Here is a 7,111-nt window from a genome sequence, read left to right on the forward strand (position 1 = left end):
CCTTGATTCGATTGGATTGACACCGCACGGCGTCCGGATTTTCCGCATCGCGCGCCGCTTGTGGGCACGACGCCCGTCCCGTTCAGAACTCCAGCTCCCTGCTGCAGAATAGACGCTCGCCCGGGATCCCCGCCTGCCTGCACTTGTCCAGGAACATGTCCGACTCCACCAACTGGATGCTGTCAGGCTCGTACTTCAGGCCCATCATGTACTGCAGCCAAGGCTCCTGCCCCATCGCATAGATGAAGACTCGAGGCGGCTGCACCTCGCTCAATACGTTCCAGGCGCGTTCGCAGTTGGCTCCCGACAGGCGCCGTGACTCGTTGTTCTTGCGGCTGACCGGTTTGCCGAGCAACGGTTCGTACAACCAGGCCAGCGGCGCACCGTGGCATTCCATTCCCAGGAACAGCGCGTCGATCCGGCCCACGCGACGCATCATGCGCTGGTAGAGCACGCCATCGACGCCATCTGAGTCGATCAGGAACATGAGTTTGCGGCCCTTGAGCGTCAGCGCAATGGCATGCTTGCTGTAGATGCTGAGATCCGCGTGCTCGCCGGTGAATGGCAGGCTGAGGATCTCTCCGTCCGGGATCTCGACACGCTCGAACGCATCCAGCACTTCGACGTCCTCGAATCCCAACGAGCGCAGCATGAGTTTCATGGACGGATCGGCGATATTGCCGCTGTTGTTCGAGGGCACGATCACCTTGCCGATCCGGTGTCGCAGCTGGATCAGCATTTCCGCGCAGAAGTGATCCTGGTGGGAATGCGTCAGCACCACATAGTCGATGAACTCGGGGAGGTCGTTGTAGGTAAACCGACCGTCGTCTTTCGTCTCGAATGCCACCATTGGGTCGAAAAGGACCGAGACCTGGCTGCTCTGAAACAGGACGCAGGCATGGCCGAAATAGCGCATGCGCACTTCGTCCCCGGCATAGTGGGCGGCTCCGTTCTTTGCCGGTGGTGTCGTAGTGAAGAACTCGGCGAAGGCCGGTGCGGCGTCGGCGCCCACCTCGAACAATGCCGCGATTTCCTGGAACGGCCTGGGCGTGGTGCGCATGCCCGCCAGCACGTCCATCCGCTTGTCGGAGAACTGCATTGCGACACGATAGGAATTCTTGTCGTCAAGGCGAGGCGTGCTCATGAAGAAGTGGCGGTCCTGCTCACCGATCAACTGCAGCAGGATCTCCTGTTTGCCGCCCATGCCTTCGTCGTAGACCAGATCCTCGAAGAGGCGCAGGCCCGGATGGTCGTTGGTGTCGTACAGGCACTCAACGAGACCGCGCAGTGATGGTGGCAGCTTGGAGTAGAAGCCGTTGAGCGAGAACCCGTTGGCTTCGGCCTGAAGCGTGGCACTGAAGTTCTTCAGATCCTCGGCGAAGGTCAAAAGGGGCGCGCACTGCTCCTGTGTCTGCGCCATCAACTGCTCGACCGCAGGGACATCTTCCACTGCCAGGCTGACGAACGGGCCACCGTACATTGCCGGATCGCTGCTCGCGGCCAGGTGCGCGGCGGGATTGGTCACGAACGATTGCATCAGCGGCAGCAGGCGGAACTTGAGGTTCATCGCCAGCTGCGCCGGGGCGATCAGGTACGGCCATGCGTACCAGCCCGATACCAGCGGCTCGATCTTTGTCCCGGATTTCAGAAAAACGGTATCAGTTGGAAGCATCGAATATCCCTATAGAGGTTCTACGCATGGAGACGCGGCAGCGGCCCGCTCAGGTGGAGGAAAGGTAAGCGAGCGTCTTACGTTCGCCCTTGAACGACTCGCGGCCATGCATCATCAGGACGTTGTCGATCATCAGCAGGTCGTTGCGCTGCCAATCGAACAGCAATTTGTTCCGGTTCAGGACCTTGCGCACCTGCGCAAGCACATCCTCCTCCATGGCCTCGCCATCGCCGTACTCGCACTCATGCGGGAGATTGCCCTTCCCCACCATCTGCTCGAACATGCCGCGAATGGCGGGATTCAATGCCGACGCATGCCATTGCTCGGCCTGGTTGAACCAGACCTCCTCGCCCGTGCGGGGATGCGTCGTGACGGCATCGCAGCGAGTGGAGACGCGCAACATGCCGTCGGCCGACCATGTGCAGACCGATCCCTGTTCGGCGGCGATCTTCTCCACCTGGGCACGGTCCTCGGTCTGGTAGGTCGCCTGCCAGCTCTTCCCGAACGGAATGTTCGGCTGAAAGTTGCGGATGTAGTTGATCTTCTTCTCTCGAAACTTGTCGGCGATGTCCTGCGGCAGCTGCTGCAGGATGTCACGACTGCTGGCAAGCGACGTCTGTCCGCCCGAAGCGGCCGGGATCAGGCTGTAGAAGAACAGGCGCGTCGGCCAGTCCGGCAGGTAGGACATCTCGTTGTGCAGCGAGATCACCTCGGTGGCCGGGTACTCGGTAGAGGTGAAGACATCTGCAACCACGCGATTGCGCGGCGAATCGCCACCCACGTAGCCGAACGGCTTGCCTCCCAGACGCTCGGCACAATTGTGGAAGTCCTGCGCACCCTTCAGATCGAAGCCGCGGAAGAGAATCCCGCCATGCTGCAACAGCAGCTCCTCAATTCTGGCGCTTTCATTTGCCAGGTAGCCCTGCAACGTGTCCAGGCTGGCGTCCGCCTCTGGCGTGACGACCACCGGGTGGTGGTCCGAGGTCGAGAACAGGGAACTCACTTTCATAAAACCGGTCTCCATGCGGTGTGATGCGATGTACGGGCGCGCGCCGATGCCGATGCGGCAAGTGAAACATGCGGTGTTGGTCTGGCTAGAGCATGCGTGGGTGGCCAGTAATGGCGGCATGCGCGCTGCGCGCTGGGTCTGCGGTGGTTGGACTGCGCGCAGGCAACTGCTCAATCATGCCTTCCAACTCGCTGTTGAGGTGATCGAGCACGGCACTGCGCTGTGTGTTGATAAAGAAGTGGCCGTCGTCGAACCACGTGGTACGGCAAGCGGCGGATGTCTCCTTCGCCCATCCCTCGACCTGACCGTGGCCCTTGTTGTCGTCTTGCCGGCCGGCGTAGACACTGAGCGGAACCTGCAACAAAGGGCCTGGCCGATAGGCGTAGTCCTCGGCCAGGGTGAAGTCGGCGCGGATTGCCGGCAGCATGAGCGACATCAGTTCGCGACTTTCCAGCACCTCGGCAGGTGTTCCGTTGTAGTGACGCAATTCCTCGATGAAGTCGGCATCCGACAGCTGCCGCAACTGCCTGGATGGGCTACGGAACCGCGGCGCCTGACATCCCGAGGCAAACAGGTGTCGCGGGCCTGCAATCCCGTGCAGACGCAGATAGCGCGCGAGTTCGAATGCGATCAGCGCTCCGACGCTATGGCCGAAGAAGGCGAATGGCAAGCTGCCCTGCTGTGTGATCGCCGGCGCCATCGCCCTGAGCAAGGTCTGCATCGAAGCGATCGGGGCTTCCGCGATGCGTGCGCCCCGTCCAGGGAGCTGCAGCGCGCAGATCTCGACAGACGGATGCAACGCGGGGCGCCACGCAGCGAAATTGAAGGCGCTTCCGCCTGCGTAGGCGAAGCAGAAAAGTCGCATCCGCGGCGGTGCGGCGGTCATGTGGACGATCCAGGGGGTATGGTGCATGACGTCAAACTCCCTCAGGGGCGGCCGCCCGTGTAGAGGCTGCCACGTGGAGGTACGTGCGGTCCTGCGGCTTACTGCCATCTCCCAAAGCGTCCTCGATCGCGGCGGCGATGCACTGCACGTGGGGGTCTCTCATCAGACCGTAGTGATCCGTCTCGAGGTAATGGCTCCTGCCCTCACTGGTCCACGGCTCGGCAGCGCGCATTGGCGAGCCTATCGGAGCGACGGCGTCCTGGCGCATCGCCCAGAATGTCTGCACAGGGGCCGGCACGGGGCTAGGACGGTAGCCTGCGAGCAACCGCAGGTGTCCATGGGTGACAGGCACTTGCGCCTTGAAATGGGAGAAGGCAGCGGCATCGAGGTCCGGCGTCAGCCATTGACTCAGCAATGGCTCCGCGTCGGAAAACGTCATCTGCAACAGCGCGGCGACTTCACTGGAGCCGGGCATTGCGTGCTCCTGGGCGCCCTGCTTCCAGGAGTACCCGCTTCCACGCAGTTCCACCAGTGCGGCCTTGAGCAGCAGAGCATCGTCATCCAGGCCCGCATCGTCGACGTTGGAGCGAGAGTCGACAAGGACGAGGTACTCGATCTCCTCGCCCTCCTCGATCAACTGCGCTGCCACCGCTGCCGCAATGACGCCGCCCGTCGACCACCCCAACAGGCGGTAAGGCCCCAACGGCTGCGCGATGCGGATGGCCTGTGCGTATGCATGCGCCATTTCCGCGATGGTCGCAAATTTGTGCGCGGACCCGTTCGTTTCCTGTGCCTGGATGCCGTGAACCGGAATTCGTGGTGCCAGGTGCCGCGCCAGTGCCCGATAGAAGAACACCTGTCCGCCGACTGGATGCAGGCAGAACAGCGGCCTGTCTTCGCCCGCGCTTTGCAGCGGCACCAGGACTGCCTGCGTTCGGCAGCCGGTCTCGACCACTGCAGCAAGGTCGCAAAGGCGCGAAGCCGAGAATATCGCCGCGATCGGCAGGTCCGCGCCGAAGCGCGTCCTTAGCGCATGCATCAGCTTGATCGCAAGCAGGGAATGTCCTCCCAATTCGAAGAAGTCGTCCTGCCGCCCCACCCTCTCCAGGTTCAACAGCTCCTGCCACAGCGCGGCGATCGCCTGCTCCATCTCCCCCGCCGGCGCTTCGTACGCTCGGCTGGCCACGGCCGCCTGGTTCGGTGCCGGCAGCGCCGCGCGGTCCAGTTTGCCGTTGGGCGTCAGCGGCAAGGTCTCCAACATCACGAACGCGCTGGGCACCATGTACTCGGGCAGCGCCTGCGACAGCGTCTGGCGCATCTCGGGCACACCCAAGGCATGGCCCTGCTGCGGCACTACATAAGCCACCAGCCGCTTGTCGCCCGGCACCTCTTCGCGTGCCAGCACCACTGCCTCGCGTACGCCCGCACACGCCGCCAACCGCGCCTCGATCTCCCCCAGCTCGATGCGGAACCCGCGCACCTTCACCTGGAAATCGTTGCGTCCCAGATACTCGATGTTGCCGTCCGGCCGCCAGCGCCCCAGATCGCCGGTGCGGTACATGCGGGCGTCGGGATCGGAGACGAACGGATCGGCCAGGAAACGCTCGGCGGTCAGCTCCGGGCGGTTCAAGTAGCCGCGGGCCACACCAGCACCGCCGATGTACAGCTCACCGATCACCCCGATCGGCACCGGCTGACCCTGCGCATCCAGCACGTACACCTGGGTGTTGGCGATCGGCTTGCCGATATGGCCAACGAACCCGGTCTCCCGCGTCATCGCCGTCCAGGTCGAGTAGGTCGTCGTCTCCGAAGGACCGTACAGGTTCGCCACCACCTGCGCCTGGCTTGTCGCGAACACCCGCTCCACCAGCGCTCGCTTCAGCGGCTCGCCGGCCAGGTTCACCGTCGTCACCGAGGCCGGCAGGTCCGCACCGTCCAGCACCGCGGCCATCGCCGAGGGCACCGTGTTGACCAGCGTCGTCCCGTCCAGGGCCTGCCCCGCCGACACCAGGTCCGCAACCAGCCGCACAGTGCGGCCGCTGCTCAGCGGCACGAACAGCTCGAACACGGCCAGGTCGAAATTGATCGACGTCGACAGCAGTGTCGTGGCCAACTGCGCGGTGCTGAAGCTGGCCTGCGCCCAGGCCACCAGATTGACGGCGTTGGCATGCGTGAGCATCACCCCCTTGGGCCGCCCGGTGGAGCCGGAGGTGTAGATCACGTAGGCAAGCTGCCGTGCACTCAGGCCAGCCACGACCGGATCGTGTGCCGGCTGGAGGGCCAGCGCAGGATCGTCCACGATCACCTGAGCCACGCCCGCCGTTGGATCCAGGTGCTGGACCTTCTCGGCCAGCGCTGCCTGCGTCAGCAGCGCCACCGGCTCGGCATCGGCAAGCATGTAGGCCAGCCGCTCGGCCGGATACGCCGGGTCCAGCGGCACGTAGGCACCGCCGGCCTTGAGGATCGCCAGGATCCCCACCACCATCTCCACGCTGCGCGGCAGGCAGATCGCCACGCGCGTATCCGGCTGCACGCCCAGCGCGATCAGGCGATGCGCCAGCTGGTTGGCACGGGCGTTCAATGCACCGTAGCTCAGCTGTTGGTCGCCGCAGGCCAGGGCCAACGCCTGTGGCTGCCGCGACGCCTGTGCCTGGAACAAGGCGTGGATCGGCGTGTCCTGTGGCACATCCATCCGCGTCGCATTGAACGTGTGCAGTACCTGTTCGCGTTCGTCCGCCGACAACAACGGCAGGCGCGAGACGGCTTGCGTATCGTCGGCCACCATCGCCGCCAGCAGCGTCTGCCACTGGCCCAGCAGCCGCTCCATGCGCCCCGGCTCGAACAGGTCGGCCGCATACACCAGCCCACCGACCAGTCCATCCGGCGTCTCGCTCAGCGCCAGCGACAGGTCGAACTGCGCGCTGGGCGTGCCCGTCTCCAACGCGGCCAGGGTCAGGCCGGGGAGCTGCAACGCCCCCTCACCGGGCGTGTTGTTCAAGCTCAGCATCGCCTGGAACACCGGGCTGTGGCTGAGGCTGCGCACCGGCTGTACCGCTTCGACCACCTGCTCGAACGGCAGGTCCTGGTGCGCATAGGCGCCCAGCAGTGTGCTGCGTACCTGCGCCAGCAGTTGCGCCACGCTCGGGTCCCCGTCCAGGTCCACGCGCAAGGCCAGGGTGTTGACGAAGAAGCCGATCAACGGTTCGATCTCGGCACGTTGCCGGTTCGCCACCGGGCTGCCGATCACCACCTGGTGCTGGCCGCTCAGTCGCCCCAGCAGCACCGACCAGCTTGCCAGCAGCGTCATGAACAGCGTGGTGCCGTGCTGCTGCGACAGCCGCTGCAGCTGGGCACTGAGCGCCGGGGGGACCCGCACCGCCACACGGGCGCCCCGGTAGCGTTGCACCGCCGGCCGCGGGTGGTCGGTCGGCAGTTCCAGCAACGCGGGCGCGCCCGACAGGTGGCAACGCCAGAACTCGATCTGTTCCTGCAGGACATCGCCCTGCAACCACTGCCGCTGCCAGGCCGCATAGTCGGCGTACTG

Annotated in this window: 4 protein-coding genes; all 4 read right to left on the reverse strand. The window is 64.5% G+C overall.

Annotated elements, in window-relative coordinates; genetic code table 11:
- Positions 1-82 precede the first annotated feature (82 nt).
- Positions 83-1,672 (reverse strand): MBL fold metallo-hydrolase, encoded by a 1,590-nt coding sequence (locus GGR71_RS12600; RefSeq protein WP_160960595.1) that lies wholly within the window; start codon positions 1,670-1,672, stop codon positions 83-85.
- A 49-nt stretch (positions 1,673-1,721) separates the two neighbouring features.
- Positions 1,722-2,801: a TauD/TfdA family dioxygenase gene (locus GGR71_RS12605; protein ID WP_237474391.1), complete on the reverse strand. Its 1,080-nt coding sequence runs from the start codon at positions 2,799-2,801 to the stop codon at positions 1,722-1,724.
- Positions 2,767-3,594 carry a thioesterase II family protein gene (locus GGR71_RS12610; protein ID WP_160960593.1) on the reverse strand — a complete coding sequence of 276 codons (828 nt, stop codon included), beginning with the start codon at positions 3,592-3,594 and terminating at the stop codon, positions 2,767-2,769. Before GGR71_RS12610 ends, GGR71_RS12605 begins: the two co-directional genes overlap by 35 nt.
- A 4-nt stretch (positions 3,595-3,598) precedes the next feature.
- Positions 3,599-7,111 (reverse strand): non-ribosomal peptide synthetase (locus GGR71_RS12615; protein ID WP_184451989.1); only part of this gene is annotated, 3,513 nt, incomplete at its 5' end.

The sequence above is a fragment of the Xanthomonas sp. F1 genome (genome assembly GCF_014199855.1).